This is a genomic window from Grimontia sp. SpTr1 (assembly GCF_947387585.1).
Lineage (GTDB): Bacteria > Pseudomonadota > Gammaproteobacteria > Enterobacterales > Vibrionaceae > Enterovibrio > Enterovibrio indicus.
Map to the genome: position 1 here is coordinate 92,923 of NZ_CANDOD010000001.1, position 25,844 is coordinate 118,766.

The window sequence follows — 25,844 nt, forward strand, 5'->3', positions numbered from 1 at the left end:
ACAGTGTCACGCTCTTCGGGCTAAGGGCAGAAATAAGGAGGTTCAGGTTCTGATTCCCGGGGGGTAGTTTTAGATTCTAACTCCACCAAGTGCCATATCTTCACATCTCGGACAATCATCAGAACAACGTGTTATGGAGGGACTCGTGCGAAATGCCTGAGTACATACGTCGAGTAACGCTTCGAGTGGATATGCTGTCCAAGTGCTTTCCCCTACCAGTTTTTCAGACTGGATTGTTGATAGGTAAGGCTGAAGATGGGTAAACCCTTCAGAACATGACCCTACGCATGTCTCAACGACGCCCCGATGGGCTGTTTGCGCCCAGCGACGGAACAGCGCTTTTCCAGCCAATTGCTCTGCATAATGAATAGGTGTAATGCTGTTTGGGGTGACTCCTATTGAAAGCACAACGGCATTTCTGGCTTGAGGAGATTGGTAAACACCGTAGACATTGAAATCGTCTTGGGGTGCGAGCACTGCTTGAGCGAGCGGACCCACTGCCGCATAGCTATTCATCGGATGCTCAGTTCTGAAGCGTTTGGGGTGGTTAAGTACCGCTTTGGCAAAAGCGCCCATTGAAGGCTCAATGTCATTAGCATCGGCGTCGTAAGGAGAGGGATCTGTTTCAAGTTCTCCACGATAACCATTTTGCGAGTATTCGACACCATCGGGTGACAGACACATAGGAAAATAGGTAAATGTCGGCGCGACCACGGTGCAACCGGCAGAGAGAAAAGTCTCCAGCAGCCACTCTGCGCCGCCTTCAAATCCGCCAAACGAACGCATTGCGCAATGTGCAAAAACGACTTTGCCTGAAAGATTAAGTGCTTCGATTGCCGTCTTTATGTCATTCACTGTGGTACTCACAGGGAGGTTTCCTTATCAGTTTCTTTGATCGTCAGAAGCGAAGACAAATACTCAAGACGACTGCTACTTTGCATCATGCCTCCGGGTCGGTAATGTTCTTGCCAAAGTTCGCGATAACGCTGAATCAACGGCTGCAAACTCGCCTGCAACATCTGTTTGCGTTCATCACTGAAATTCTGTGTAAGGCGATGCTCTTCCTCTGTATACCCTTTCACAATGAGACATGCCATCTCTAACGCATCAATAGTCCAAAGAAGGTCTTTTCTCAGTTCGTTATCTGGGAGTGGGCCGAGCCGTGCCTTCCAGCTGTTCAGTTCAGCGAGTGAGTGATCAAGATTATGGGTGCTGAGCCCCTTCATCCGCTTAATATGGCGTCCTGATTGCTGGTCAAACAATACGGGACCAAAAAAGGCACAGTTAGGTGTTTCAATCCCGGTGGTTCGGTAAATATCTTGCAGTGCAGTCAACGCATTCAATTCAATCTCAGACGCGTCAGGGTAATACCAACTGAGTGGAATAATCATATCACTGTCAGTTTGCTGCTCTTCCCCCCATGCCATGGCAGCGCCGAAAGCATAGGCAGGAATCGGCATGGCATGCTGTTGGCCGTGTCCCATGTCACCCCATTCGGTCACCATGTAGCCTTCTGCCCCATACCGTTTTGCAGATTTAGCGGCGCGACGCATATGTGTCGTGGCGGCGTCCCATCTGCCTGCCACAGAAGCAAAGCAGTCTGTGGAAACCACGACGTGGAATGGGTATCTGAACAGCGCCAACTGCTTGTGCTCTGCATCGAAGGGGTGGTCTGCTTCGTAGCCCCAGTTCAGTAAAGTGAGATTGCTGGGCAACTGATCGATAAGGTTTGGGTAGCGGAAAAGCATGTCGCTAAAAATCTGACATTGCTTTCCCTTTGATTCGGCGATTTTGAGCACCGTGTTGAGATAGTTTAGGAATACTTTTCCTTTGCCGAAAATCTCGCAGGCGGATTTGCTCGCGCCAATCCCCAAATCCATGGTTTCATCGAAGTTAATGTTCAGGATATCACTGGAAAAATTGGGCGTGAGCTCTGAGAGTAATCCGTCCACAAATTCTGCGGTTTGTTCGCTGATGGGGTTTAAGCCAAAGGCACCGGCCCTGAAGTCACCGCGTTGATCCAAAAAGCCGCTGGTTTGCTCTGCCAGATGTTGATACTCAGGGTGACACAGCCACTTTTCCATATGCCCGAACGTCGCCTGATTTGCCACCAGCTCGATGCCTTGCTGGTGGCAGTAAGCATCGATTTCCCGGATTTCTTCCGCTGTCATCGGCGAATAGTTGCGCCATACCGTTTCATGCTTTTGGTAGGCAAATGTGTGCTCGGTATAGAGTTGGAATTGGTTGAAGCGTAGGGCACTGAAGTAATCAATCAACCTTTTCAGCGTCTCCATGGTTGGAACGCGATCCCGACTGATGTCCAGCAATACTGAGCGTGTTGGGAAATCGGGCCAATCTTCAATGACCGCGTCTTCTCTGACGACCGCTTGTGTCTCTATCAATTGGTTGACCGCAAGGTGTGCGTAACGAATACCTTCGAGATCGCTGTATTCAATTAAAACACTGTTGTCAGCAAAGCTGATTCTAAAACCTTGTTCCTGTAAAGAAGGGTCGTGTCGGTAAGTGAGCGCTGCATGATGCAATTTTGCGCCAAAATTAACCGGGCAAGTCGTCAAAAAACTTGAAACACAAATACGCTTACTGGCATATCCAGCGATATAACGTTTTGGTGCAGGAAATATGGTTACCATCAGACGTCCTTGTCATTAACCCTAAATTGAAAGATTACCGTTCTGTTTGAGACTTAGGCTCTCTGCCAGTTTTAGTTCTGGTGTAAGCAACTTTTGCCAGGCCATTGAGGCCGCGCCCATCGCTGCGGCCTGTGGCCCCAGCAACGAAAATTCAATATTGGGTTTCACGATCAGAGAGCCGGTCAATGCGTCGCTGTGTTTGCGAAGGGAAGACGCCAGCTCAGAACCGAAAGAGAGGCCATTGCCGCCAATAACAATGCGGCGGATGCTCATCAAGCTGCAAAGGTTTACAGCAAGGGAAGAGAACTCTTCAATGATCACCGTGGGTGTTGGCTCTGCGCCGCGCATTAGCTGCTGGCTATTGAACTGGCCCGCCATATAGTTCTCACCGTAGAAGAGTTGGCGGTTGAGGATAACGCCAACACCAATGCCAAGACGATGGTAAAGCTCCCGGGCATGGTGGGTAGAAAGCAGCACATAGAGGAAATGATCGTAAGGCAGGCTGCGTTGTTGCATCAATTCGCCCCAGGCTCCGCAATTGGCGTCATTGTCGAGAAAAACAGGGTAGGGGAACAGGCGTTTGAACTGATTGGCGAAGTTAATGTTAGTACGGGCAGTCAGTGCATGGGAAACCAACAGCTGGCTCTTATCGGGGTCGATCACGCCCGGCATGCCAATACCGATGGCGAGAATCCGCGGAAACAGTTTTTGTATGGTATCGACACAGGGAACGAGGACATCCAACAGGGCCTTATCGATAGAAGCCTGAGTGTCTATGGGTAACATGTCGTGATAAACGACTTGGCCTAGCAAGTTGACGACGGAAACTTTCAACGTGTCAGAGTTAACATCTACACCGATGAGCACACCAAAGTCGGGGTTGAAGACGAGGGAAACCTTAGGGCGACCGCCTTTACCCGTTACCATTTGCGGTTGCTCGAGGATCATCCCGATATCCAGCAGGTGATTGACGGTTTTGGTGACGGTGGATTTATCCAACCCCAGCTTGGCTGCGACATCAATGCGTGAGACGCCCGGAGATTGCCAAAGGGAATTGATAATGCCAGCCGTATTTGTCGTGCGGCTTAACTTGATCGACAAGGCTTTAGTTTCCAAAAACAACTTAACTATCGAATATGTTATTGGTGGTGTTTAAAAAAACAACGAAATGCCCAGAATTCACGGCGTGTTTCACTACATAAATTCAATAGATTGAAGTGAGTCGAATTGATTTTGAAATAAGCGAGTTGAATATCAAATACCTTCGAGTGGTGACATCTTAGGATGCAACCAAATGTTAATGGGAAAATTAGGCGCGTTCGTGGGCGCCAGTGTCATGAAACAGTGACTCTATTTTCATGTCACTGAAACATGGGAGCATCAAGATACCCCTGCTTTCCGATACATCATTCACTCTCTGGTTATGTTCCTGAAAAGGGCATTGAACACCACGGTCACAGACCATGGCCTCAGCCTCTTTGCGCTGAGGTTTTTTTTCGCAGTCACCAAACAAGAAAGCATCGCCTGAGCGATGCTTTCTTGTTGTTTCTATTCAATACAAAATCGGGTCTATTGGGTCGGGTTGGTTGTTGGCGAAGAGATCGCTCATGGTAACGGCATTGCTATCAACACCGTGCAGCATAATGGTCACTTTGTCCTCAAAGTCGATGACCATATTAGAACCCATTTGTTTGATGATGTAGGAGGTATCCTCATCCGTGCGGTATTCATCGCTGTAATAGTGGAAGTTGAGGCTGTCGACACCGACTTCAAAGTCTTTGATGCGAACCACTGAGTTAGTCGGGTCGATATCTTCATGGGCTTCGAATTCGTAGAACCGGAATATGTCCGCACCTTCTCCACCAATACAAAAGCTGACGCCAGACTGCGCCGCCCCTAAATCGCGGAAGGAGAAAATGTCGTCGCCTGAGCCGCCATCCATGGTGCAGTTTTGTGAACTTTCTGATGACAGCACATCGTTACCTGAGCCACCTGAAAGCACATCACGGTATTCACCACGATCATCGCTGGGGTGGTTTTTACTCAGCAGTTGATCGTCGCCCGAGCCTCCGCGCATGACGTTGCTACCATAGCGAGAATAGATGAAGTCATTACCAGCGCCGCCAACGAGCAGGTCGTCGCCGTAGCTTCCAAAGATATCGTCATCGCCATTGTAAGCAATGACAGTGATATCATCAGTGTCTTGTTCCAAGTTGAAATAATCGCGCTGGATTGACCCGTAAAGGAAATCGACATCAGACTCGCCATAAATCTCAACTGGCTCATTCGAAATCACCGACATGTTCAGCACCTTCCTTGTTGATTTGATAGTGAATTCCTACCACATACAGATTCACACAAATTGTCGGATTTGCATGAACTAATTTCGAGACAGGCGTGTTAGAACTCCTTACACCAAGTAGAGCGCGGGTTTGAGCGGATTCGCAGATTTTCCGGATGACTATATTGTTGGAAGCTATGGTTTTCAGTGTCGATAAAGTCAGGCCAAGAGGTTGCTGTATATCACATGCTGCGGGATACTCGAAACTTCGTCCCGCCTTTTCAGGAATTTCATGGAATGAATAGAAATGTTTGGTTGTTGGCACTTTGTCAGGCGCTGTTAATGAGCGGCAACATTGTGCTGATATCTGTAAACGGATTGATAGGCCAACAACTCTCACCCAGCGACACTTGGGTGACGCTGCCGGTTTCAACCCAGTTTGTCGGCCTGATGATGGCGACGATTCCTGCGTCTCTTATCATGGCGAAAATTGGACGCAAGAATGGCTTCCGACTGGGCAATATCATCGGTATTTTCGGGGCGCTACTTTGTGTCTATGCCCTGCAACAAGGGGCGTTTTGGCTGTTTTGCTTTAGTACCTTGTTACTAGGTATCGGCATTGGCTTTGGCACCTTGTATCGTTTTGCAGCGATAGAAGTGAGCGACCCGGAAAGCCGTGACAAGGCGATTTCTCTGTCCATGGCAGGTGGCGTGTTAGCAGCGATTCTTGGACCTAACCTTGCTATTGCCAGCCAACATTGGCTACCTGGTACCCATTTCAGTGGCGCTTTTATCGGAATCACTGTCCTTTATATTCTCTCTTTACTGGTATTGAATTTTATTGCCTTACCCGCAGCTGTACCGTCACAAGACCAACCAGCCCAGAGCCCAGTGGGTCAAATTCTTAAAGCGCCGGGTTACCTAGTGGCTGTTATCGCAGCCGTTGTCGCTTATGCGGTCATGAATCTGTTGATGACAGTGACACCGATTGCCATGCATAAACACGGTTTCCATTTTGAGCAGGCGGCCTTAGTCATTGAATGGCACGTACTGGGGATGTTTGTACCCTCTTTCTTTACCGGCAGTATTATCGGAAAAATTGGTGCACGCATGACGATACTTCTTGGAAGTCTGTTTTTCGTTGGCTGTATTCTGGTGAACCTTAACGGCGTCTCTGAATGGCATTTCCGTATTGCACTGGTATTGCTGGGCGTCGGGTGGAATTTCATGTTCATCGGCGCGACCAGTCAACTGACCCAAACTTACCTGCCTCAAGACAAGCCACGTGCCCAGGCAATCAACGAATTTGCCGTGTTTGGTAGCGTCACGCTGACAGCATTGATGGCCGGTAACCTTGAGGTGAACTTAGGTTGGCAGACCCTGAATTTGGTGATGCTGCCTTTTGTTTGTGCGGTTCCTCTTATTTATCTGTTGTTTACACGAACCCCGAAAAAAGTGGAGGCTTAGACTCCGCTTTTACTCAGTTTTTCGGGTTCAGAAAACCCGCTTTCAGTGGCTTTCGACTGCTATCTTTAGTGAATCACCGTTGAGGAGTGAGTGATATGGAACTGGAAAACGAGCGTGGAGAAACCATGCATCTTGCCGACGACCTAACGCTTAAAGAAATGGTTGATATGGGGCTTCTGGTGGTGTTGTCAGATGCCAACGATGACGCTGAAAACTGCTGGATTCCCACAGAGCCACTCGAATAATCTGAAAAGCCCCGACAAGGGGCTTTTTTGTGACGATGAGATTTTGTTCGCGAATTAATCGCGGTGTGATCCTCCTTGAAACATCATCATTTTCCTTTGAGAGAAAACGCTCTACAATCTGCGCGTCATATTTGTGCCACAAGAGTGTAGGCGCACCTGTTTCAAAAAGGATGTCTCATGAAACTGTTTGTGTTTGACCACTGCCCGTTCTGCGTGAAAGCGATGATGGTTGCAGGCTTGAGGAAGATAGACCTGGAACTGGTTTATCTTCAAAACCACGACGTCGACGCCCGTATCGAAAAAGTCGGCGCCAACCTGGTTCCGATCCTTCAAAAAGAAGACGGTAGCTACATGGCAGAGAGTCTGGATATCGCCTCATACCTCGACAATCTCGACGGTAATCCAGCGATTGCTGAGGGTACAATGGATGAGCGTATTTCAGCTTGGATGAACATTGCTGGCCAGTTCGGCTCACGCCTGATTTATCCGCGTTGGACGATGATTGAGTTGCCGGAATTCCAGAGTGAAGAAGCGAAAGCCTGGTTTACTAAAAACAAATCAGCCATGATCAAAATGTCTTTCGATGAGGCGTTTGCTAACAGCGAAGAGTACATTGCTAAGCTGAATGTTGAACTGCTGAAACTTGATTGGTTGGTCCCACCTTCACAGCGCAACAACGTGCTGACCTATGACGACATCAATATATTCCCATTCCTTCGAAACTACACAGTGACGAAAGGTTTGCGCTATCCAGGCAATGTTCGTCAGTACTTGGATGAAGTGTCCAAACTGACGGGGGTTGCGCTGTTCGACAGTGTGGCAGTTGGGGCGCCGGTCGCGACAGCCTAACTAGCAAAATTGAGAAAAGAGGGGCGAAATAGCGCTCCTTCTTTTTTGACCTTTCTTCCGCCTATTCTGCACTTCTCATCGATATTTCTTTTTAATCAATGAACTAGAACAGTCCAAAATTGATGCGAATCATCTTCATTGATAATTCCGAGGATGGCTATCGGATAAATTAATTGTATTGAGTCGAAACCATGTGTTAAGTCTTTTCTATCCTCAGCGAAAGGAAAAAACACATGAAAAGAAACAGTTTGGCAAGGTTAAGCAAAGCTGCGTTGGCAGTTGGGTGGTTGTTTTCGTTGGATGTCATGGCATCAGAAGATCTGCGGCAATTGGGCTTAAGTGTGTTTGGCGTCATGCCGACTGCTATGCCCGGTAGTGAGAAAGACACTTCAGAACAAGTTGCCTTGGGAAAGACTCTTTACTTTGAAACCGCGCTCTCAGGCAATAACAGTCAGTCGTGTAACAGTTGCCATGATCTGGATAAATCTGGCTCGGGTACAGAGCCGTTATCGGTGTCTGTAGGGGCATTAGGGAAGCAGGGTAGCCGTAATAGCCTCACTACCTGGAATGCAGGTTTCCAATTCGTACAATTTTGGGACGGCAGAGCGAAAACGTTGCGTGAGCAGGCAAGAAGCCCAATTCTGAACCCGGTTGAAATGGCGCTTTCTTCCGAGGAAGAAGCAGTGCGAAAACTGAAAGAGAAAGGCTACCAGCCCAAGTTCGACCTTGCTTTCCCTCAGGATGAAAACCCACTGGTGTTCAATAACATCACGCAAGCTTTAGCGGCGTTCCAACGTACATTGGTGACGCAAGACAGATTTGATGAATGGCTGATGGGTGACGACACCGCACTCTCAGCGCAGGAAAAGCGGGGAATGAAGCGGTTTATTACAGTGGGATGTCATGCATGCCACAATGGCCCTTTGATGGGAGGCCAACTCTTTATGAAAATGGGGTTGGTGAATCCATATCCCAATGAAATCGACAAGGGAAGAGCGTCAGTGACTGGAAACAGCGCAGATAATTTCATCTTCAAAGTTCCCACGATGCGAAATGTCGGTCAGACTTCACCCTACTTCCACGATGGCGCAGTATTTTCGCTGGAACAGGCTGTGCGTGATACGGCGTGGCATCAACTGGGTGTCAAACTCAATGAGCAGGATGTTGACGACATGACAGCATTTCTGCGATCGCTCGACAATAAAAAGAAAATCGAATTCTTGAATCACGAATAACAGGGAAGGACGATGCAAAAAATGTATCCCATCACCAAGGTCTTTACCGGAAAAGTGAAAAGTCAGTTTGGCATGATGACCGCCATGGGAAAGCAACCGATCGAAGGGGAAATATTCCTATCCGCGCTGGGGCTTCAAGGGGATGAGTGCGCGTCGGATAAACACCATGGTGGTGTTGAAAGGGCATTGCATCAATATCCTTCTGAGCATTATGACTTTTGGCGCACGAAGTTTGGTGATAAGGCCGACTGGCAGCCTGCAGGGATGGGTGAAAACGTCAGCACTGAAGGCATGACAGAAGACGATGTCTGCATTGGTGATAAATATCAGTGGGGTAAAGCCGTAATTCAGGTAAGTCAGCCCCGGTCACCTTGTTACAAGCTCAACAAGCGTTGGGATGTAGAGACGTTTTCAGAGGTGATGCAGGAAACAGCCAAATGCGGCTGGTTGTACCGTGTGATCACGCCCGGGTTTGTCAGTGCTGCGGAGCCACTGATTTTGATTGAGCGCGCCGAAAACGCTTTGACCATCAAACAAACCTGCGATTACTACTTTGGTGATCCACTAAACCTGGAAGGCTTGAGATTAATTGCCGCACAGGAAGGGTTGTCCGCTAGCTGGACGCGTACCGTCCACAAACGCATGGAAACGCAGCAAGTAGAAGACTGGACGCCAAGGCTGAAAGGCATTTTCGCCTAAACAAAAAAGCCGCGAACATGGTCGCGGCTTTTTTTGGAAGTAATGACCTTTACAGGTACATCTTCGCCAGCTCAGAAGGCTCGACTTCTTTGCCTTCCAACTCTGCATTCCAGTTGGTACCAACCAGCACGCCGTCTTCATCCAGCGTGATAAGCCAGTCTTCAACGAACACATCCAGTGGAATTTCAGTGATTTCGAAATCAGCCCACTCATCGACGTTGTGTTGCGCAGCGTCTTCTTTTGAAGACCAGAATGGCATCACTTCGCTTTCTTCGAACTCGCTCGAGTCACAAGCTAGCCAGCCTTCCTCTTCGTTTTTCAGACCCCAAACCACGTTAGTACGCTTGGTTTCTTCAACGAACAACATCAGATTTGCCTGAACGTCTGCAGTTAGTTTGCTCATTTTTCAATTCTCATGGGAAATTTCGCAGTTAGAGTAACACTTTCATTCCAAAGGTGCTTTATTCCCGTGTCGTTAATTCAGGAAATCACTGAATGGCATAGGCTTACTGGCCAATAATTCTGCGAATTGGCCCAGCCCTTCTTCAAACCGATCTCTTGAGCTGATAGCCATCAGCGACAGTCGGACGCAATTAGGGGTGTCACCGACTGAAAAATACCCGCCGTGACTGACAAGAATCGCTCTCTTTTTCGCTTCTTCTACCAATCTGTCTACTCGCCAATGCTCCGGCAACTTCAGCCAGATATGAAAACCCGACGCTGTTTCGTAGAAGTCTTTGAGGATATTTGCTGTCACGGTTTGGCGATACTCAGCCTCGCGAAGTTGTGCGCTGGCCAGTTCAAAGGCGGTGCCTTGTTCTATCAGGTCTGTCGCAGCGGCGAAATTAATGGGAGAAGCCAGCCAGATGTTCGCGCGGATATGAGCGGCCAGAACAGGCAGCAAGGTATCCGGTGCTTTGATATAACCGCAGCGCATCGCCGGACTGACGGCTTTCGACAAACTGGTGATATAGATGCTTTGCTGCGGCAGCAGGTCAGAAATAGCCGGGATAGGAGCATTATTCAGGAAGGCATAGATGTCATCTTCGACCAGATAAGTTGAAGAGGCTTTGATGACGTCGGCGATTGCCTGACGTCTTGAAACAGACATGGTGATGCCAGTCGGGTTTTGGTGTGAGGGAATGCAGATAACCAGCTTCGGAGAGTGCTGCTTGATCACCTTCCTCAAATGTTTGGGACAGAGGCCATCTTCATCAAGGTTAACACCGACAACCTCTCGGCCAGCGAGATTGGCAATCGCCAGAATGCCAGGATATGTCAGGGCTTCGACCGCGATGGTGTCCCCTGGCTCTGTCAGGGTTTCAACTAAGAGCGACAATGCGTGCTGCGCACCGTTTGTTAGCAGTACATTTTCGGAGCTTGCAGATTGAAGGCCATGTTTCTGTAACCAGATTGCTCCGGCCGCCCGGTGGGAAGAATGGCCTGAGTCATCAGCATACGCGAGTAACGTTGGTGAAAGGGTTTCAGCTGCCCGGGAGTATGCCTGAGTAAGTGCATTGAGGTTCAAACCCAAACAGGGCTGGAGAATAGAAAAGTTAAAATCTAATTCCTGATGCTGAGGTTGGATAACCTGACTAAGAGCAGACTTGTCCCGAACGAAAGTACCACGCCCAACAAATGATTCAACGCGCCCTAACTCCGCCAGCAGCTTATAGGCTTTTGAAACAGTGGCTGGCGTGGTGCCAAGTTCATTGGCCAATTCCCTGTGAGGCGGTAGTTTGGCCCCAGCAGCGTAAATACCTTGCTCGATTCGAGAGGTTATCTGATTGGCAATGTCTTTGAATTTGGTTTCACTCAAAAGGTCTTCCCTGTGTCTGCTCGCGGCATGGACTAAATTATGACCAAAGGTACGAATAATTGAAATAACTTAATTATGTCATTATTTAAAATTGACATATGTCAATTGATGCAATTATAGTCGCTCAAGAGATAGTTAAACAACCTCCATTACGGACATCAACGAATACCAAAAGGAGAAGTCATCATGGCTCAGGAAAAAGTCGCATTTATCGGTCTCGGTGTTATGGGCTATCCGATGGCTGGCCATCTCAAAAATGCTGGGTTCAACACCACCGTTTTCAACCGTACCACTGCAAAAGCTCAAGCCTGGGCAGATGAATACAAAGGTGACTTTGCCGTTACGCCATGTGAGGCGGCACAAGGCTGTGATGTGGTCTTTGTGTGTGTTGGCAATGATGATGATGTCCGCAGTGTGATTTATGGTGATGATGGCGTACTGGCCAGTATGAAAGCAGGGAGTGTGCTGGTTGATCACACCACCACATCCGCGGCATTGGCTGAAGAACTCGCCGAAGCGTGTCAGGAGAAAAAAGTGCACTTTATTGACGCGCCAGTCTCAGGCGGTCAGGCAGGTGCAGAAAACGGTGTATTAACCGTGATGTGTGGCGGCGACCAGACAGTATTTGATGCGGTGAAGCCTGTGATTGATGCTTACGCCAAACAAGCCGTTTTGATGGGTAAAAATGGTCAGGGTCAGCGCTGTAAAATGGCCAATCAAATTTGCATCACGGGTATCTTGCAAGGATTAAGTGAAGCATTAATTCTGGCGCAAGCATCGGGTTTGGATATCGAACAAATGGTCAACGTGCTTAAGCATGGCGCAGCGGGTTCGTGGCAGATGGAAAACCGTGCTGTCACCATGGCGCAGGACAAATTCGATTTTGGATTTGCTATCGACTGGATGCGTAAAGACTTGGGGATATGTTTGGATGAGGCCACTGGCAAGGGTATTGAATTACCACTCACCAAAGAGGTAGATGAAAAATACGCCAGCCTTCAAGCGCAAGGGCTTGGAAGAATGGATACCTCGGTGCTGATTAAAGCCAGCCAGAAATAAGAACTGAAAACACAAAAGGCCAGAGCGATTGCTCTGGCCTTTTTTAGTTGCTTTGAGTGTTATACCAATCGTCGTAAATATCTGCTCATCCTAGCTTGTTAAAATGCTCGATAACTGCGTTGAAAAATTTGATTGTAGAATACTACTTATCGAAATTTTTCGCCTTGTTCTCGAGCATTTTTCCTGCGCTATTTCTGACCATCTACCTACTGTGATTGGTATTAAGCGACTTGCTTGTCTTTCTTCGCTGCTTGCACAAAAAACTCGTCGTGCAATGCGCGAATAGCACCTTCATACATCTCGTCTTTTACCACAAACTGCACGTTGACGTTGCGCATTGAAGAGTGAACAGCAATCGGTGAAATATCGCTGTTCATCAGCGCCAGGACACCTTTGCTCAAGGTAGTGTTGGTATTGATCTGTGAACCAATCGCGGAAATTAGAGCAACCATGTGGCTCGTGATTGTCGAGTCAGGGAAGCGTTTTTCCGCACGGTAAAGTAGCTTGTTCAGGTTCTTGGCGACGCCGCTGAGGTAGTAAGTAAGAGAGTTGGCACTCATCTCCTTACCGACCAGATTCACGCTTTCGTCAGCGATCATCTCCATCAGTTCATAACCGACGTTATCGACGTTACCCACCATCGCCTGATCAAAAATGTGCAGGGCGAAAACCTTGTCGCGACCTGCAATGATTTCGATCTTTTCGGAATCTGGCTGGTAAGCCTGAGAGATCAACGTGCCTTTGTGCTCTGGCTCAAAGGTGTTTTTGATCTGTAGCGGAATTTCTTGTTTACGAAGACCGGAAGCTGCATTCGGGTGGATGGCTTCCATGCCGAGGTTGGCTAGCTGGTCGGCGACATCAAAATTACTTTGGCCGATTGGCAAAACGTTTTCTGGGCCTGCAATGCGAGGATCTGCGCTGCTGAGGTGATATTCCTTATGGATAATCGCCAGATCTGCAGAGGTTTGGCAGGCAATGCGGCTGAAGGTCATTTCGCTGTAACCGCGATCGTAGGTCTTCATCAGGCCTTCGTCGCAGTAGGCATAGCCAGTCACAATTGGCAGCTCGGTAGTGACATCAATCTCTTTAAACGCTTCAACAATCACTTCATCCAGCGTGCCGGAAAGCTTGTTGTCCCATCCTGAGAGATCCACAAACTTGGCATTTACACCAAGAGTTCTTAGCTTCAGAGCAGTGTTGTAAGCGCTGTGGGCTTCGCCGATTGAAGATAAAAACTCTCGGATCTGTGGCAAGTATTGGCGCAGCGTGAACTGACCATAGCTGCAGGTCGCCAGAATGTTTGAAATACAGTCTTTGGCATCTTTCAGACGCTCAGCAATGAAGTTGTCTGCACGGGCTCGGTTAAGCGGATCTGCAAACAGGTTTTCATTGATCATTTTCAAACGCACTTCGAGCGCATCGATGGCATCGGCCCATTGTTCATCACGCTTGGCAACCAGTTGGTAGATGCCTGGCTCGCCAGAACGCTTGCTCTCAAGAAGCGCGTCGGTAATACCACCATAGGCTGAAACCACAAATACACGGTTATACGGATTCTTGGGGCGAAGGAAAATGTTGTCCAATACGGCATCAAATGCCGACATAGACGTGCCGCCGATTTTCTCAACGGTGTAAGTCATAATTGCAATCCTTGTCTGTCGTAAATAGAAAAAAGGGGGCAAATGGCCCCCAAAAGATGCTAATTTTTATTAATCTACCAGCGGATAAACGCCGTTTTCATCGTGAACTTCTTGTCCGGTAATTGGTGGGTTAAATACACATGCCATTACCATGTCCGCACCTTCGTAAGCGCGAAGGAAGTGTTCATCGTGTTTGTCCAGAATGTAAAGTGTGCCCGGTTTGATTGGGTAAGTTTCGCCACCTACCACTTCAATTTCACCTTCACCAGACATGCAGTAAACAGACTCCAAGTGGTTTTTGTAGTGAATGTGGGTTTCAGTGCCTTTAAAGATGGTCGTGATGTGGAATGAAAACCCCATCTGGTCATCTTTCAGTAACATACGAACACTTTCCCAGGTTTTGGATGCTACGCGGCGCTCGCTGTTTCTACACTCTTCCAGAGTTCTTACGATCATGTTTCTTATTTCCCTTAAGACGCTTTGCGGGTAAGTTCATTAGCAACTTCCTGAGCTGCTTTTTCAAAGATGTGCAGACCTTGCTCAAGCTCTGACTCACTGATTGTCAGCGGACAGAAGAACTTCACGACTTCATCGTCAGGACCTGCGGTTTCAATGATCATGCCTTTCTCAAAGCAACGACGCGAAATCGCGCTGGCGATGTCACCGCTTTTACACTCAATACCTTGCATCATGCCGCGGCCTTTTGCGCGAACGAACAGCGAAGAAAGTTGCTTCAGCGAGCGGTCGATAGTCTTGGAGACCTGTTGGCTGCGCTCGGCAATATGGCCTTCAAAATCATCATTCTGCCAGTAATGCTCAATCGCTTTTGTTGCCGTAACGAAGGCGTGGTTGTTACCACGGAAAGTACCGTTGTGTTCACCTGGAAGCCATTTGTCCAACTCAGGTTTCAGCAGCACCAGCGCCATTGGCAGACCGTATCCGCCGATAGACTTAGACAGGGTCACAATGTCTGGATTGATACCAGAAGGTTCGAAGCTGAAGAAGGTGCCAGTACGGCCACAACCAGCCTGAATATCATCAACGATTAACAGAATGCCGTGGGCTTTACAGATTTTACTCAGCTTCTGTAGCCACTCGTTTGAAGCGACATTCAGACCACCTTCACCTTGTAGGGTTTCCAGCAACACTGCTGCAGGTTTATCAAGACCACTAGAGTTGTCGTTCAGCATGGCTTCGAACAGCGCAAGGCCATCAATGCCAGCGTAGTCTTCATAAGGAATGCGGGAAGTGCCAAACAACGGAGTGCCGGCACCACCACGGTGGTGTTGGTTACCGGTAGCCGTGAGTGCGCCCATGGTGCACCCATGGAAACCGTTGGTGAAAGTCACGATGTTGGTTCGGCCCGTCACTTTGCGAGCCAACTTCATCGCTGCTTCTACTGCATTCGTACCGGTTGGGCCGGTGAACTGCACTTTGTAATCAAGATTTCGTGGCGCGAAGATGTGATTACGGAGTGCGGTTAGGAAAGCAGCTTTGGCTTCGGTAAACATATCCAGGCCATGGGTAATGCCGTCGTTGGAAATGTATTCGACCAAGGCTTCTTTCAGAATTGGGTTGTTATGGCCGTAGTTCAGCGAACCTGCGCCGGCCAGAAAATCAATGTAGCGTGCTCCTGAGTCTGTGGTCAGCCAGCACCCTTTTGCCGAGGTAAAGACAACAGGGAAGCTATTGCAATATGACTTAACGTTTGACTCTTGCTTGTTAAAAATTTCCATTTGGAATCCATTTTATATTTTTAAGAATGGTTTTATTTCAAAGGAATGCGGAACAAAAACTCCGTGTCGTGTTTTCCTTTGAAATGCTGTTTTTCGTCGAGAAACACTGTGACTTCACCATTTTCACCATGTGCGGCGTCGAGCTTGCGGAATAAGCTCCAGGAGCCTTTGTTGGATCCAGTGATAGTGGTTTCTACAACATTGACGTCTGAGAGGTGATCGCGCATCAAAAGCTCTTGCAGCATTTGAAAAGCGAGACCTTTTCCGCGTGCTTCCGGAGAAACAGCGACTTGCCAGACAAACAGCTCATTAGGGGCTTCTGGCTTTAGGTATCCAGAAATGAATCCGGCTACGGAACCCTTGTGCTCTGCGAGGATGCAGGTCTTATTAAAGTGGGAAGATTGGAGAAAGTTGCAGTACGAGGAGTTTTCATCGAGTGGGGGACAACTGGCGATAAGCTCGTGGATCCTGATGCCATCTTCGATTCGCGGAGTGCGAAATACCCAGGCGTCGTTTTCCGTCCTCAAACGCGTCAATGTCGCGCTCTGGTGTATCGTCTCGGTACTCATTGTTTCAATTAATCCTTTAGAGGTCTAAGCATTTAAGCCCTTTAAATGATACATCTGATGGAATTTTTATCAAGTCTGAGTCACAAATAAGCATATTTATGTCTATAACTTGCTGTTTTATATGTGCTCAATAAAAATGACGCAAAATTGAAACATTTAGATGTGTAATCAATGTGCTTTAAGTTAATCATTCTGTATCGATAAGAGGTGAAAACCGAATACAGCGACAGATCCCGTGTTAACTGTTGTTGTTTCGCTGAGCAAAGATCAACAGGCTCTGGGGTCTGTCGTTTTTTAGTGAGGCATATTAAGTTGATTTGGAGGAAAGAACTGAAAGGTTTACGTAGTAAACTTTCAATCAGATTTTAAGAGAAAGAAAATGAAAGCGTTTTACACTTGTAATATTTTAACAGAAAGAGGAGTAACTGGCTGAATTTTAATGAGATAAACAATGACTTATTTTTGCTAGGTTAATAATAATCTGGCCGTTAGACTCGTCGCCAAAATAATAAAAACAGTTACTGATTACACTTTTATACCCTAAATCCCAAAAAGGCAAAGAAAGTCACGATGAGTCCAGAACAACATCTTACCCAATGGCAACAAAGTCAGGCCGACGCAGAAACCATGTCACCTCTCATTAGCAAGCTGTACCGTGAGAAGGGCGTCGAAATTCAAATTTATGGTCGTGCTGTGATTAACGCTAGTACGATTGATCTGCTGAAGTCACACCGTGTAGCGCGCTGGTACACAGGACAGGAAGTCACTACCGCACACACACTCCCTATTCTGGAAGCATTGGCACAAATGCCACTTTCTCCTTGCCGAATCGACATTGGTCGTCTTGCGAACGTTTACTGGCGTGACCATGAAGATTTAGCCCAACTAGATGATTTCCTCAAAACAGCAATCGCAGACCTGCCGCCGTCCACGAGTCTTAAGGAGCCCAGAGATATCGTGTTGTATGGCTTTGGCCGAATTGGGCGCTTGGTAACGCGCCTGATGGTAGAAAAAAGCGGACCAGGCTACCCACTGCGTCTACGCGCGATTGTTGTACGTGGCGGTAAAGATGGCGATCTTGAAAAGCGCGCCAGCTTACTGCGTCGTGATTCTGTTCACGGGCCTTTTAACGGTTCCATTTTGGTAGACCATGCCCGTAACGCTCTGATCGTGAATGGTAACTACATTCAGATCATCTACGCGAACCATCCTTCTGAAGTGGACTATGAAGCGCATGGTATCAATAATGCCGTTGTCGTTGATAACACAGGCATGTGGCGCGATGTTGCTGGCCTGAGTAATCATCTGACCGCCAAAGGCGCAGGTAAAGTGTTGCTGACCGCACCAGGTAAGGGTGACATCAAGAACATCGTATTTGGTGTTAACCACGGTGACATCAAAGACAGCGATACCATAGTGTCAGCGGCAAGCTGTACTACTAACGCAATTACACCTGTGCTGAAAGCGATGAACGATCGTTATGGCGTGGAGTCGGGTCACATCGAGACGGTACACTCATTCACCAACGATCAAAATCTGATTGATAATTTCCACAACGGTGATCGCCGTGGACGTGCAGCTTCATTAAACATGGTGCTGACATCAACAGGTGCTGCAAAAGCCGTTGCGAAAGCTTTACCTGAATTAAAAGGAAAGCTGACGGGTAATGCTATCCGCGTTCCAACCCCCAACGTCTCGATGGCGATTGCCAACCTGAACTTGGGCAAAGACGTGGACCGCGATTCACTGAATACCTACCTGCGTGAGACGGCGCTGATGTCACCACTGGCGGGTCAGATTGATTACACCCAATCCACTGAAATCGTCTCTTCAGACATCGTAGGTTCTCGTTATGCGGGTGTGGTAGACAGCGAAGCGACTATCGCCGACGGTAATCGCTGCGTGCTCTACATTTGGTATGACAATGAATTCGGTTACAGCTGTCAGGTGATTCACTGCATAGAGCAGATGGCGGGCGTCCAATATCCAGTGATCCCTGCGGTAAATCAGCAGTAATCATTTAAAGAAAACATCCCCCTAAGCCAAAGCGACTCATCTGAGTCGCTTTTTTTATATCCAAGAGCAACAGACCTTAGGGTCTGTTGACCTTTGGTGGTTAAATTTTGTTCTGGCTATAAGCGTTTTAGGCGCGGCGAGGTGTGTGCCGCCTAGTCATTCTAAGCAAATACACCTCAACAAAGCATAAAACGCTTAGAGCTGAACCCTTCGGGCAGCGTTTGTGGGGAATTTCTGCTGCGTTATCAGCTTCTCATGTAGGCTAGCTACACATCGAAGCCTCTGCCTTGCATAAAGTCCCCACAAACTGCTGCAAAAATCATCACCAAAGATCAACAGACCCTAGAGAATAATATGAGGCAGATAACGGGCAAGATCCTGTGTAATGAGGGAGGCATCTTCGCGAATCGAAATCCCAGCAGCGCGATCGTTGACCAGCCAGCTGCCTATCAGGGTGAAGTTGTCGCCGAATTTTGGCAGTGGTTGGTACTGCTGGACGATAGCTTGGGAAATATCATAAGGCCCATCAGTTTTAAAGGTCGACGCGCCATTTCTGACGATTTCGATGTTGGCGCCCTCGCGTGAAAACAACGGCTTCACCACATAGTCAGCAAGCGAAGAGGCTTTAGGATCATCCGCGAAGTAGGCAGGCAGCAGGTTGGGATGATTCGGGTGAAGCTGCCAAAGCATCGGAAGCAGTGCTTTGTTGGAAAGCACAGACTTCCACATCGGCTCCAGCCAATTAATGGTCGCGTTCCCCAGGAATTGGGCATATTCCTCATCGAACATGAACTCCCATGGATAGAGCTTGAACATCCAGCGAATGACCCGTCCATTCATGTCGACAAATTCGCCGCCATCATTCACACCAATGTCTTCAACGTAGACAAAGCCCGTGTGTAATCCAGCCTCTTTGGCGCAGTCTTCAAGGTACTGAACCGTCGCGCGGTCTTCCTCTGTATCCTTACAGCAACTGAAATAAAGCGTCTGACCAGGCTGGCGTTTAGCAAGCTCGACAAAGCGCTCCATGATGTAATCTTGGAGGATATTGAACTGGTCGGCACTTTGGTGGATGCGCCCGCTGTTCACCACATCTTCCAGCCATACCCATTGCCAGAAGCCGGTTTCAAACAAAGAAGTGGGGGTATCAGCGTTGTTTTCATAAAGCTTGGCAGGACCCACGCCGTCGTAGGTGAAATCCAGACGGGCATACAGCGATGGATCCCGGCGTCGCCAGGAACCTGCGACCAAATCCCACATGGTTTCGGGAATGCCGAACTTGGTCAGCAGTTCATCACTTCGGGTGACACGCTCTACCACATCAAGACACATCTGATGGATCTCTTCGGTAGGTTTTTCCAGATCTTCCTCAATTTGCTTGAGGTTGAATTGATAGTAGGCGGTTTCATCCCAGTAAGGTTCGCCATACATGGTATGAAATCCAAACCCGTATTGCTTTGCCAGTTCGCGCCAGTGAGGGCGCTCAGGGATATCCCGCCGGAACATGTTCTAACCGCCGCTACGTGAAGAAGATGCGCGAGAGACGGATTTACCAAAGCCGCCGCGAGACATGACCTGTCCGATGGTGCCGCTGGATTTTGGTTTGGTGATTGAGCTGGTAGAGACCTTCACCGATTTGTTGCTCGATGAGCTATAGAAGTTACCATCGCCAGAATAATACTTGCCACGATAGCCATACAGTGGCCTGGAATAGTAACGTTTCTTCTTTTTCTTGAAGTAGTCGTCATCCAGCATGTTGGCGAAGAAAAAGCCTGCCATCGCTGGAATGTACCAGTTGTTGTAACGATCACAGCCATCTAAAAAGTCGGCTTCGCACTCATATTCATTGTTATAACGGGGTGCAGATTGCGCTGCATCCGCCAGTGCATCCTGATAGGCGATACGACACTCTTCAATTTGATCTGGAAAAGAGCGCGCACAATCTTGTGCAGACTGGAACACGAAACCTTCAGTTTCAGGTTCGAAGAAACAACCTGAGATACCTCCGACAAACGCAAAAGGGATCACTTTGGCGGCTTTGTCCATGGTTGGACGAATAACGTTTTGACTCCGTTTCATGACTGCCTCCGTTAGTAGGTCAGACACGCAGCGTTCAGTACGCCGATGGAAACAGAAACGACTGCCAAAATAATACCGGCAGGCAATTCGTCGTTTTCAATGCGAGTAGTCAGCTCTTTTAGCATGACAAAACGAACGATGGCGAAGGCAATGAACTGCGCTAACATGGCGATCACGCCCCACACCATAAAGTCGACAATGTCGACGGAGTTCTGCGCCGCACCTGCAATGGCAATGCAGTAACCCAAGAATGCACCACCAAGAGCAACTGCTGCTGTTACGCTTTGCTTATCTTTGATCAGTGACCACTCGTCGTAAGGCGTAATGCGGATGTAGATGAACTTAAAAATCAGCACAAATGCCAGCGAAGCAGCAAAATAGATGATGAAGTTTGGCAGACCTGAAAGCAGTCCGGCGAGCATATCCATAGTGGTATCCTGTCAGTCCTTTAATCATTATCCCCACTTAAGCTGTAGGCTTGCTGGGGTCGATAAGTATAAGCTTATGTTTGTTAGCGAAAAACGGCCTTAAGCTATCACGACTTTGCGAGGTAAATCGTCTCAAAGTTAAAGACACTCAGTTATTGCTGGAATTATTGGTTTACAACGTTCCTATGAGTGAGTTTGCGAGCGACCTATGAAAAATATTGTATGACCAAGGTCTCATTAAAGCCCACTTTCTATAATTCGCTCATTTAGACCCAAACCATGGATGGAGAAGTCATGTTTGATTACCCAAAAACACGCAAAGATACGATCGTCGATACATATTTCTCCGAGAAAGTGGCCGACCCTTACCGTTGGCTGGAAGATGATTTAAGTGACGAAACCGCGCAATGGGTAGAAGCCCAGAATGCGGTCACCTTTGGTTGTTTGCACAATATTCCCTTCCGTCATGCCATTCGTGAGCGACTCGAAGCGGCTAACAATTATGTGAAAGAATCTGCACCATTCGATCGCGGTGATTACACCTATTTCTATCGCAACGACGGCCTGCAGAACCAGTCAGTGGTGTATCGTACCAGCGGAGAGGGTGCGGACGCCGAGGTGTTTCTTGACCCAAATAGCTGGAGTGAAGAGGGCACCACATCACTTGACCAACTGCGCTTTTCCCGCGACGACAAATTCATTGCCTATTCGACCTCTGAAGGCGGCAGCGACTGGCGAACCATCTATGTGATGGATGCAAAAACCGGCGAGTTGCTGACTGACAAAATCGAGAACGTGAAGTTTTCTGGTATCGAATGGCGTGGCAGTGAGGGTTTCTACTACTCGACCTATGACAAGCCAGAAGGTAGTGAGCTTTCAGCCAGAACTGAACACCATAAGCTTTACTTCCACACTTTAGGCACCGCACAGACGGACGATGTGTTGGTGTTTGGTGGAGATGATGATCCGCAGTTCCGTTATGTTGGCGGCTACACCACTGAGGATGACCGCTATTTGGTGATCTCTGGTGCTAATGCCACCTCAGGAAATATGCTTTATGTTCAAGACCTGAAAGGCAGTGGTGAACGCGTGTGCCTGACTGACGATGACAGCGCAGACAGTGATGTTATCGATCATCACGACGGCAAACTCCTTATCTACACGAATTGGCACGCACCGATGGGGCGTATTGTGGCGGTGGACGTTGCAAATCCGCAGCAGACAAATTGGGAAGATTTGATTGCGGAAACTGAACATGAACTTAGCATCTCAACGGGTTCGGGCTACTTGTTCGCCAGCTACCTCGTCGATGTTCAGACCCAGGTTAAGCAGTATCGCCTGAGTGGCGAGAAGGTGCGTGATGTGGTTCTGCCTGGTGTAGGTACGGCATCTGGCTTCTCAGGTCGAGAAAAAGACAAAACGTTGTATTTCACCTTCACCAATTACACCACAGCAGCAGACACTTACCGCTTTGATCCTGTCACCGGTGAGACAGCACTTTATCGTCAAAGCGCCTGCACCATAGACAGTGAGAAGCTTGAATCCCGTCAGGTGTTTTATACCTCCAAAGATGGCACCAAAGTACCGATGACCATTTGCTACCGCAAAGGCATCGAGCTCGATGGTTCACATCCAACCATTCTTTATGGTTATGGCGGTTTCAATATCAGCTTAGAGCCTGCTTTCAACCCAAGTATTGCAGCATGGATTGAAATGGGTGGCATTTATGCCGTTGCAAACCTGCGAGGCGGTGGTGAATATGGTAAAGCATGGCATCAGGCAGGCACTCAGCTTCAGAAACAAAATGTGTTCGATGATTTTATTTCAGCAGCAGAGTTTCTGATTGCAGAAAGCTACACATCACCCGAGAAACTGGCGATTCGAGGTGGTTCCAACGGCGGCTTGCTGGTGGGCGCGTGTATGACGCAGCGACCAGACCTGTTTAAAGTAGCGTTGCCTGCCGTAGGTGTGTTGGACATGCTGCGCTACCACACTTTCACATCCGGTGAGGGCTGGAAGTACGACTATGGTACCTCTGCGCAAAGTGAAGAGATGTTCCAATATCTGCTGGGGTATTCACCCGTGCACAATGTGAAAGAAGGCGTTGTTTATCCGTCGACATTAGTAACGACGGCTGACCATGACGACCGCGTGGTGCCCGCGCATTCCTACAAGTTTATTGCAGAGCTTCAGGCAAAACATGGTGGAGAGAACCCAGTGCTGATCCGCATTGATGTGAACGCGGGACATGGCGCTGGTATGCCAATGCACAAGGTGCTGGATTTGGGCGCTGATGTGTATGCTTTCTGTCTTGACCAGATGGGTGTAGAGCCCGAGCTTTAACGGGATAAGAAAAACGCGCCAGATAAGGCGCGTTCTTTAATTGCCAGCGGCATTAATATTGGTTTCGATGACTGTTATTGCGCTAACCAGTGCGCTTGGAAGCGCAGAATTTTCTGAAAACATGGCAAGTGTAATCACAGAAACAGCAACGCCAATAATGGCATACTCGATGGCGGTCACCCCGGACTCATCCAAGATGTAACGTCGAATGCAATTGAACATTCTCATACCTTTTTAGTTCTTATCTATGACGACTAAACATAACGGTGTAACGTCTACGAATCCAGTCACGTTTGTATGCCATCTAAACACCTAATACTTCTTAGTTTTATTAGTGGAACTGAAAAGTGTTTCACTAACAGAAATATCCTGAAAATTTGGTGGTGTATTTAGTCAGTAATGCTCTATTTGTCACAGATTGAAATATGAGCATCAAGCCTATTATTTGAGTTGATTATGGCGGTGATTTCTAGAAAGAAAATCATCAATCCTTGAGCGCTATCACACAGAGTTTTATTCTTTAATAACAGAAGGGTATGCCATTCACTTTGGTGATTGAACGTATTGCTTAAGGTCACTCAATGTTTGGATATCAGCCGAAGTCGACTATTCTCAATCATGGGTATATCTACATGGTTGAGAATTTTTTATGGTGAAAGCTCAACGACAAAGGAAATAAATAAGGGGCTGATATGTTAGGTGAAAACCACTCACTCTTGAATGAGTTCCCAGAGTTCAAGGATCTGATCTCAGAGCTCTCTTCTCAAGATGCTTCATTTGCAGAAGACACGAAAACCTACAACGCACTTGATAAAGAAATTCGAAGCCTGGAGCTCAGAGATTCACCGATTGATGATGAGGAAATGCATAAGCTCAAGCATGACCGCGCAGTATTGAAGGACTCGCTCTACCGCCGTTTGCAGCAAGCGAAATAATGCGCATCGTTGATGGATACCAAGGCGCGCCACTGGCGCGTCTTTTTGTTGGTTTATCCTAAATTCGTACTCTTCTTGCCAACGAAAAGATGCTTATATAAACCCAAACAACCTGAATCATGCATTTTCAGGTTATGTAGGTATAAAAGTCTTCAAATATCTAACGCTACAAGGTGCTCTATGAAACATCTCTTTCTGATCCCACTCTCGGTTTCACTCTTGTTTGGATGCACTCAAGGCCATGTGCAAAACAACGCGGTAGGTGCAGATCGTGATGAGTTTGGTTGTATTCCTTCTGCAGGCTATCAATGGTGCGCTTACACGAACCAATGTGAGCGACCATGGGAGCTGGCTGAAGCGGAAGGCTTTGACAATACGCCGGAACTTTTTGATGGTTTCTGCGAACAATGATGAACAGAAACAACGAAAAACGCGCCAACAGGCGCGTTTTTTTATAACGAGTAGACCCTAGGGATAACCGGAAAAAAGACCCAAAATCACGCCGATAGTCGCGTACTCTTTAATCGTATCTTCATGACGGTTTTGATGCTGCTCCATGGCTTTAAGAATCGTCGGTGCAGAGATGACATCGCCAGACTCAGTAAAACCCTGCTCAGTCAGCTGCCGGATCTCGTCTTCAGTCGTAGGGGTATCCAGTTTTACGTGAGTGACAACGTCTTGTGATTTATAGAACTGAAATCTGAGCATTTCTCTCTCCTTATTGGTTTCACCTTAACAGGGGTAAATAAAAGGTTTTTACCGTGAATCAATAAGTTAAATGCTCAATGCTATGGAAGAATATTAGCATTGAAAGGGTTAATAAACCCTCACTTTTGGTGGGCATAGATCGCACAATTTGCCACCAATTGAGGTGGTTAGTCTTGGGTGACTAGCGGGTAGACTTCCGTTGAAATTTACGAATCTATCACCTCATTTAGCCTTTTAATCAATCGCCTGACTTCGGGTAAGTAACGGTCTTCATGGTGAGTAACCAGCCATTGATCGTGACTGAGTTCCTCTATGATGGAACCCTGGCGAGTGAGCGTTTCTTCGGTGTCGCCAATGAAGGTAGGCAGCAGGGCAACGCCTCTTCCTGCGAGAGCCAAATCCAGACTGTTTCTTGGTGCACTGACTTCTACAAATACTTCTGCTGCTGAATGCTTTGAAATCCATTTTGCTGAAGGTGTTTCGGCAATAACCTTTATCCATCTTTGCGGCGCGTCCTTAGTGCCATATGGTGCAAACTCGACCCTGCCGAGTTTGCGACAAACGAGGTTATCTTCCATTGGGCGCTGATTTCGAAAACCAATAACGACTTCTCTGTGAGAAATATCGAGCACTTTTTCTGATGTGACAAAGCGGATAAGGCAATCTTGCGGCGAGCCAGACAACGTGTCGATATGCGCCAGCAAATGCATGGTTGTCCAGGTGCCTGCAGATATTTTGATTAAAGGGCGGTGACTCTGACTGGCTGGGGTCGCTAGTTTATCCAGTGATGCTTCAACACTCTGCAACTCTTCGAGGAGTTTTCTCCCTGCCAAAAGCAATTCATACCCTTTATCGTGACGGGCAAAGAGTTCTGCGCCCAAATTGTGTTCAAGTGACAGCATCCTGCGTCCCAGTGTTGCCGGACTTTTCCCGGTAACTCTGGATGCTGCTGACAACCCGCCTGTACGGGCAACAGCGATAAACAACTGAAGATCGTTCCAGTTTACATCCTTTTTATTCATGAAAAGACCTTACCAATCTGTTTCGTTGATGAAATGGTGCTCGCCATTAGTCTAGAGAAGGTC

General features: G+C 47.8%; 26 protein-coding genes. 10 read left to right on the forward strand and 16 right to left on the reverse strand.

Features of this window, described 5'->3' with window-relative positions; translation table 11 throughout:
- Nucleotides 1-69: 69 nt before the first annotated feature.
- From QL223_RS00460 to QL223_RS00475, 4 genes are all read right to left on the reverse strand, one after another.
- Nucleotides 70-867, reverse strand: coding sequence for an AAC(3) family N-acetyltransferase (locus QL223_RS00460; protein WP_281543529.1), 798 nt, complete (start codon nt 865-867; stop codon nt 70-72).
- Nucleotides 864-2,651 (reverse strand): beta-N-acetylhexosaminidase, encoded by a 1,788-nt coding sequence (locus tag QL223_RS00465; protein ID WP_281543530.1) that lies wholly within the window; start codon nt 2,649-2,651, stop codon nt 864-866. Before QL223_RS00465 ends, QL223_RS00460 begins: the two co-directional genes overlap by 4 nt.
- A gap of 21 nt (nt 2,652-2,672) precedes the next feature.
- On the reverse strand, nt 2,673-3,752 hold the full coding sequence (locus QL223_RS00470) for an ROK family transcriptional regulator (protein ID WP_281543531.1): 1,080 nt from the start codon (nt 3,750-3,752) through the stop codon (nt 2,673-2,675).
- Between the two features lie 451 nt (nt 3,753-4,203).
- Complete coding sequence (locus QL223_RS00475; protein ID WP_281543532.1) at nt 4,204-4,953, reverse strand: calcium-binding protein; 750 nt, start codon at nt 4,951-4,953, stop codon at nt 4,204-4,206.
- A gap of 276 nt (nt 4,954-5,229) precedes the next feature.
- Here QL223_RS00475 and QL223_RS00480 point away from each other — a divergent pair, with 276 nt between their 5' ends.
- From QL223_RS00480 to QL223_RS00500, 5 genes are all read left to right on the forward strand, one after another.
- Nucleotides 5,230-6,399 carry an MFS transporter gene (locus tag QL223_RS00480; RefSeq protein WP_002538212.1) on the forward strand — a complete coding sequence of 390 codons (1,170 nt, stop codon included), beginning with the start codon at nt 5,230-5,232 and terminating at the stop codon, nt 6,397-6,399.
- 95 nt (nt 6,400-6,494) lie between these two features.
- Nucleotides 6,495-6,644: a hypothetical protein gene (locus tag QL223_RS00485; RefSeq protein WP_002538214.1), complete on the forward strand. Its 150-nt coding sequence runs from the start codon at nt 6,495-6,497 to the stop codon at nt 6,642-6,644.
- A 177-nt stretch (nt 6,645-6,821) separates the two neighbouring features.
- A complete protein-coding gene (gene grxB, locus QL223_RS00490; protein ID WP_281543533.1) occupies nt 6,822-7,493 on the forward strand; it encodes a glutaredoxin 2 in 672 nt (223 codons plus the stop codon).
- 233 nt (nt 7,494-7,726) lie between these two features.
- A complete protein-coding gene (locus QL223_RS00495; protein ID WP_281543534.1) occupies nt 7,727-8,728 on the forward strand; it encodes a cytochrome c peroxidase in 1,002 nt (333 codons plus the stop codon).
- A 12-nt stretch (nt 8,729-8,740) separates the two neighbouring features.
- The gene (locus QL223_RS00500) at nt 8,741-9,427 is read left to right on the forward strand and encodes an MOSC domain-containing protein (RefSeq protein WP_281543535.1); all 687 of its coding nucleotides are present in this window, start codon (nt 8,741-8,743) and stop codon (nt 9,425-9,427) included.
- A gap of 49 nt (nt 9,428-9,476) precedes the next feature.
- Here the strand turns inward: QL223_RS00500 and QL223_RS00505 are convergent, their stop codons facing one another.
- Both QL223_RS00505 and QL223_RS00510 read right to left on the reverse strand, forming a co-directional pair.
- Entirely contained in the window at nt 9,477-9,830 is a 354-nt protein-coding gene (locus QL223_RS00505) for a DUF2750 domain-containing protein (RefSeq protein WP_002538220.1), read from the reverse strand.
- A gap of 72 nt (nt 9,831-9,902) precedes the next feature.
- Complete coding sequence (locus tag QL223_RS00510) at nt 9,903-11,246, reverse strand: PLP-dependent aminotransferase family protein (RefSeq protein ID WP_281543536.1); 1,344 nt, start codon at nt 11,244-11,246, stop codon at nt 9,903-9,905.
- Between the two features lie 186 nt (nt 11,247-11,432).
- Here QL223_RS00510 and QL223_RS00515 point away from each other — a divergent pair, with 186 nt between their 5' ends.
- Nucleotides 11,433-12,305, forward strand: coding sequence for an NAD(P)-dependent oxidoreductase (locus QL223_RS00515; RefSeq protein WP_281543537.1), 873 nt, complete (start codon nt 11,433-11,435; stop codon nt 12,303-12,305).
- 221 nt (nt 12,306-12,526) lie between these two features.
- Here the strand turns inward: QL223_RS00515 and QL223_RS00520 are convergent, their stop codons facing one another.
- The 4 genes from QL223_RS00520 to ectA form a co-directional block, all read right to left on the reverse strand.
- Nucleotides 12,527-13,945, reverse strand: coding sequence for an aspartate kinase (locus tag QL223_RS00520; protein WP_281543538.1), 1,419 nt, complete (start codon nt 13,943-13,945; stop codon nt 12,527-12,529).
- A 69-nt stretch (nt 13,946-14,014) separates the two neighbouring features.
- Nucleotides 14,015-14,401 (reverse strand): ectoine synthase, encoded by a 387-nt coding sequence (locus tag QL223_RS00525; RefSeq protein ID WP_281543539.1) that lies wholly within the window; start codon nt 14,399-14,401, stop codon nt 14,015-14,017.
- A gap of 14 nt (nt 14,402-14,415) precedes the next feature.
- Nucleotides 14,416-15,681 carry a diaminobutyrate--2-oxoglutarate transaminase gene (ectB, locus tag QL223_RS00530; protein ID WP_281543540.1) on the reverse strand — a complete coding sequence of 422 codons (1,266 nt, stop codon included), beginning with the start codon at nt 15,679-15,681 and terminating at the stop codon, nt 14,416-14,418.
- A gap of 32 nt (nt 15,682-15,713) precedes the next feature.
- The gene (gene ectA, locus QL223_RS00535) at nt 15,714-16,250 is read right to left on the reverse strand and encodes a diaminobutyrate acetyltransferase (protein WP_046303713.1); all 537 of its coding nucleotides are present in this window, start codon (nt 16,248-16,250) and stop codon (nt 15,714-15,716) included.
- Nucleotides 16,251-16,820: 570 nt separating this feature from the next.
- Between ectA and QL223_RS00540 the strand changes: the two genes are divergently transcribed.
- Nucleotides 16,821-18,266, forward strand: coding sequence for a glyceraldehyde-3-phosphate dehydrogenase (locus QL223_RS00540; protein ID WP_281543541.1), 1,446 nt, complete (start codon nt 16,821-16,823; stop codon nt 18,264-18,266).
- A 342-nt stretch (nt 18,267-18,608) separates the two neighbouring features.
- Here QL223_RS00540 and QL223_RS00545 read toward each other — a convergent pair whose 3' ends face one another.
- The 3 genes from QL223_RS00545 to QL223_RS00555 are packed head-to-tail and all read right to left on the reverse strand — an operon-like array spanning nt 18,609 to nt 20,773.
- Nucleotides 18,609-19,772: a glutathionylspermidine synthase family protein gene (locus QL223_RS00545; protein WP_281543542.1), complete on the reverse strand. Its 1,164-nt coding sequence runs from the start codon at nt 19,770-19,772 to the stop codon at nt 18,609-18,611.
- Nucleotides 19,773-19,775: 3 nt separating this feature from the next.
- Nucleotides 19,776-20,345, reverse strand: a complete 570-nt coding sequence (locus QL223_RS00550) for a DUF1190 domain-containing protein (protein ID WP_281543543.1) — start codon at nt 20,343-20,345, stop codon at nt 19,776-19,778.
- Nucleotides 20,346-20,356: 11 nt separating this feature from the next.
- Nucleotides 20,357-20,773, reverse strand: a complete 417-nt coding sequence (locus tag QL223_RS00555; RefSeq protein WP_281543544.1) for a DUF350 domain-containing protein — start codon at nt 20,771-20,773, stop codon at nt 20,357-20,359.
- A 294-nt stretch (nt 20,774-21,067) separates the two neighbouring features.
- Between QL223_RS00555 and QL223_RS00560 the strand changes: the two genes are divergently transcribed.
- Nucleotides 21,068-23,116, forward strand: coding sequence for a prolyl oligopeptidase family serine peptidase (locus QL223_RS00560; protein ID WP_281543545.1), 2,049 nt, complete (start codon nt 21,068-21,070; stop codon nt 23,114-23,116).
- Between the two features lie 36 nt (nt 23,117-23,152).
- Here the strand turns inward: QL223_RS00560 and QL223_RS00565 are convergent, their stop codons facing one another.
- Nucleotides 23,153-23,338: a Flp family type IVb pilin gene (locus QL223_RS00565; RefSeq protein WP_002538232.1), complete on the reverse strand. Its 186-nt coding sequence runs from the start codon at nt 23,336-23,338 to the stop codon at nt 23,153-23,155.
- A gap of 470 nt (nt 23,339-23,808) precedes the next feature.
- Here QL223_RS00565 and QL223_RS00570 point away from each other — a divergent pair, with 470 nt between their 5' ends.
- Together QL223_RS00570 and QL223_RS00575 are read left to right on the forward strand one after the other, a co-directional pair.
- The gene (locus QL223_RS00570) at nt 23,809-24,051 is read left to right on the forward strand and encodes a YdcH family protein (protein ID WP_002538234.1); all 243 of its coding nucleotides are present in this window, start codon (nt 23,809-23,811) and stop codon (nt 24,049-24,051) included.
- 180 nt (nt 24,052-24,231) lie between these two features.
- The gene (locus tag QL223_RS00575) at nt 24,232-24,462 is read left to right on the forward strand and encodes a hypothetical protein (RefSeq protein WP_002538235.1); all 231 of its coding nucleotides are present in this window, start codon (nt 24,232-24,234) and stop codon (nt 24,460-24,462) included.
- A gap of 57 nt (nt 24,463-24,519) precedes the next feature.
- Here the strand turns inward: QL223_RS00575 and QL223_RS00580 are convergent, their stop codons facing one another.
- Both QL223_RS00580 and QL223_RS00585 read right to left on the reverse strand, forming a co-directional pair.
- Nucleotides 24,520-24,759: a hypothetical protein gene (locus QL223_RS00580; RefSeq protein WP_281543546.1), complete on the reverse strand. Its 240-nt coding sequence runs from the start codon at nt 24,757-24,759 to the stop codon at nt 24,520-24,522.
- A gap of 206 nt (nt 24,760-24,965) precedes the next feature.
- On the reverse strand, nt 24,966-25,781 hold the full coding sequence (locus QL223_RS00585; protein WP_281543547.1) for a LysR family transcriptional regulator: 816 nt from the start codon (nt 25,779-25,781) through the stop codon (nt 24,966-24,968).
- Nucleotides 25,782-25,844 lie beyond the last annotated feature (63 nt).

Coding starts and splice junctions, on each gene's coding strand:
- grxB (WP_281543533.1), top strand. CDS start 6,822: ATGAAACTGTTTGTGTTTGACCACTGCCCGTTCTGCGTGAAAGCGATG.
- QL223_RS00540 (WP_281543541.1), top strand. CDS start 16,821: ATGAGTCCAGAACAACATCTTACCCAATGGCAACAAAGTCAGGCCGAC.
- QL223_RS00585 (WP_281543547.1), bottom strand. CDS start 25,781: ATGAATAAAAAGGATGTAAACTGGAACGATCTTCAGTTGTTTATCGCT.
- QL223_RS00520 (WP_281543538.1), bottom strand. CDS start 13,945: ATGACTTACACCGTTGAGAAAATCGGCGGCACGTCTATGTCGGCATTT.
- ectB (WP_281543540.1), bottom strand. CDS start 15,681: ATGGAAATTTTTAACAAGCAAGAGTCAAACGTTAAGTCATATTGCAAT.
- QL223_RS00570 (WP_002538234.1), top strand. CDS start 23,809: ATGTTAGGTGAAAACCACTCACTCTTGAATGAGTTCCCAGAGTTCAAG.
- QL223_RS00500 (WP_281543535.1), top strand. CDS start 8,741: ATGCAAAAAATGTATCCCATCACCAAGGTCTTTACCGGAAAAGTGAAA.
- QL223_RS00480 (WP_002538212.1), top strand. CDS start 5,230: ATGAATAGAAATGTTTGGTTGTTGGCACTTTGTCAGGCGCTGTTAATG.
- QL223_RS00560 (WP_281543545.1), top strand. CDS start 21,068: ATGTTTGATTACCCAAAAACACGCAAAGATACGATCGTCGATACATAT.
- QL223_RS00465 (WP_281543530.1), bottom strand. CDS start 2,651: ATGGTAACCATATTTCCTGCACCAAAACGTTATATCGCTGGATATGCC.
- QL223_RS00580 (WP_281543546.1), bottom strand. CDS start 24,759: ATGCTCAGATTTCAGTTCTATAAATCACAAGACGTTGTCACTCACGTA.
- QL223_RS00555 (WP_281543544.1), bottom strand. CDS start 20,773: ATGGATATGCTCGCCGGACTGCTTTCAGGTCTGCCAAACTTCATCATC.
- QL223_RS00525 (WP_281543539.1), bottom strand. CDS start 14,401: ATGATCGTAAGAACTCTGGAAGAGTGTAGAAACAGCGAGCGCCGCGTA.
- QL223_RS00515 (WP_281543537.1), top strand. CDS start 11,433: ATGGCTCAGGAAAAAGTCGCATTTATCGGTCTCGGTGTTATGGGCTAT.
- QL223_RS00545 (WP_281543542.1), bottom strand. CDS start 19,772: ATGTTCCGGCGGGATATCCCTGAGCGCCCTCACTGGCGCGAACTGGCA.
- QL223_RS00475 (WP_281543532.1), bottom strand. CDS start 4,953: ATGTCGGTGATTTCGAATGAGCCAGTTGAGATTTATGGCGAGTCTGAT.
- QL223_RS00485 (WP_002538214.1), top strand. CDS start 6,495: ATGGAACTGGAAAACGAGCGTGGAGAAACCATGCATCTTGCCGACGAC.
- QL223_RS00550 (WP_281543543.1), bottom strand. CDS start 20,345: ATGAAACGGAGTCAAAACGTTATTCGTCCAACCATGGACAAAGCCGCC.
- ectA (WP_046303713.1), bottom strand. CDS start 16,250: ATGAGTACCGAGACGATACACCAGAGCGCGACATTGACGCGTTTGAGG.
- QL223_RS00495 (WP_281543534.1), top strand. CDS start 7,727: ATGAAAAGAAACAGTTTGGCAAGGTTAAGCAAAGCTGCGTTGGCAGTT.
- QL223_RS00565 (WP_002538232.1), bottom strand. CDS start 23,338: ATGTTCAATTGCATTCGACGTTACATCTTGGATGAGTCCGGGGTGACC.
- QL223_RS00505 (WP_002538220.1), bottom strand. CDS start 9,830: ATGAGCAAACTAACTGCAGACGTTCAGGCAAATCTGATGTTGTTCGTT.
- QL223_RS00575 (WP_002538235.1), top strand. CDS start 24,232: ATGAAACATCTCTTTCTGATCCCACTCTCGGTTTCACTCTTGTTTGGA.